At 65.9% G+C, this 1932-nt stretch carries 2 protein-coding genes; both read left to right on the top strand.

Annotation, left to right across the window (positions count from 1 at the left end):
* The first annotated feature begins 93 nt into the window (after positions 1–93).
* Entirely contained in the window at positions 94–1044 is a 951-nt protein-coding gene (locus tag EN969_RS28860) for a glycosyltransferase family 2 protein (protein ID WP_063169887.1), read from the top strand.
* Positions 1034–1932 (top strand): glycosyltransferase family 2 protein (locus EN969_RS28855; protein WP_164758590.1); only part of this gene is annotated, 899 nt, incomplete at its 3' end. The genes EN969_RS28860 and EN969_RS28855, both read left to right, overlap by 11 nt.

The following is a 1932-nucleotide window of genomic DNA, read 5'->3' as shown; positions in this document are numbered from 1 at the left end:
GGCCGGTGTCTCGGCCATGGTCATGCATCTTGGCTGGTCGGTCGGCTTCTGGCTGCAGCTTCTCGGCCTCGGCTCGCGACGAGGAGTGGCCTGATGGCGGTGTCGGCAAAGAACCGCAGCATCGACATCGGCGTCTGCACGTTCCGCCGGCCGGAACTGGCCGACACGCTGCGCTCGCTCGACGCCATGGAGATGCCGGTGGGATTCGATGTCCGCATCGTCGTCGCCGACAATGACGACACCCCATCGGCCCGTGACCTGGTGGCGGCGCTGTCGCGGGAATTGACGGTGCCGATCCACTATCAGCACGCCCCGGCGCGCAACATCTCGATCGCCCGCAACGCCTGCCTCGATGCGAGCACCGCGGATTTCGTCGCCTTCATCGACGACGACGAGACGGCCACGACGCCATGGCTTGCCGAACTGGCCGCGATGGCGCAGCAAAGCGGTGCCGCCGCCGTGCTCGGCCCGGTCAGGGCGCGCTATCGCCCGGACGCGCCGGACTGGATGCGGCGCGGCGATTTCCATTCGACCTTGCCCGTCTGGGTGCGCGGCGAGATCCAGACCGGCTACACCTGCAACGTTCTGCTGCGGATGGGCTCGGACAGCCTGCGCGGCCGCCGCTTCAGCCTGGCGCGTGGCCAGACCGGCGGCGAGGACACCGAATTCTTCGACCAGATGCACAAGGCAGGCGGCCGCATCGCCTTCTCGCCCGAGGCATGGGTCGACGAGGTGGTGCCGCGCTCCAGGGCGGCATTCGATTGGCTCGGCCGCCGCCGCTTCCGCGTCGGCCAGACGCATGGCCATCTCCTGGGCAGCAGCGCCAGCGGAATCGGTCTGGCCAAGCAGGTCGGCCTGGCCTCGGCAAAGGCCATCTATTGCTTCGCCTCGGCACTTCCGGTCGTCGTCAGTCCGGTACGCAGGAACCGCAGCGTGCTGCGCGGCATTATGCATGTTGGTGTCGTCAGCGGCCTCGTCGGCATCCGCGAAATCCGCCTCTATGGCCAGCCTTCGCCACAGGAGGGAGGCAAGCGTGCAGCCTGACGTCAGCTCTATCCCCGATGTTTCCTTCGTTATTGCCGCCTACAATGCCGAGACGACCCTTGATCGGGCGATCGCCAGCGCCATCGCCCAGAAGGGTGTCAGCGTCGAAATCATCGTCGTCGACGACAAGTCGCGCGATGCGACGCTCGATGTTGCGCGGGCCTATCCCGGGGATATCGTCCGTGTCATCGCCCTGCCAAGCAATCGCGGCCCGGGCGGCGCCAGGAATGCCGGCCTCGATGCCGCCCGCGGCAGATGGATCGCGGTTCTCGATTCCGACGACGCGGTCTTTCCCGGCCGGCTCGCCAAGATGATCGCGCGTGCCGAAAGCGCGGATGCCCAGATCGCCGTCGACAATCTGCAGGTCGTTCGCGAGGACGGCGTTATCGAGGACGCGATGTTTCCGCGGCAATATCTGGAAGGCTTGCGCGAGATTTCGCTGGCCACCTACATCGCCGGCAACATCGTCTTCGAATCCAAGTTCAACCTCGGCTACCTCAAGCCGATCTTCCAGCGCGAGTTCCTGAACGAAAACCGGCTTCGCTATGACGAGAAGCTGAGGATCGGCGAAGACTACATCCTCTTTGCCGCCGCCCTGGCCAACGGCGGAAAATGCGTCGTCGAGCCCGATATCGGCTATGCCTACCATATTCGCAGCGTCTCCATTTCGCGCGTGCTCGAGCTTCACCACGTCGAAGCCATGCGCAGGGCGGATGCCGTGTTCGCTCAAACCCATCGGATGGATGAGGCCGCGCAAGCCGCGTTCGCGCGGCGTGGCCGCAGCCTGCGCAAGGCGGCATCGTTTCTGTCACTGGTACAGCACATCAAGGCGCGGTCCCCGCTCAAGGCGATCCGGACTGCGCTCAGCGACCCGGCGGCGGTCAGGCA

It is taken from the genome of Mesorhizobium sp. M7A.F.Ca.CA.003.01.2.1, assembly GCF_003998945.1.
GTDB lineage: Bacteria > Pseudomonadota > Alphaproteobacteria > Rhizobiales > Rhizobiaceae > Mesorhizobium > Mesorhizobium ciceri.
This window is presented reverse-complemented; position numbering and strand designations above follow the sequence as displayed.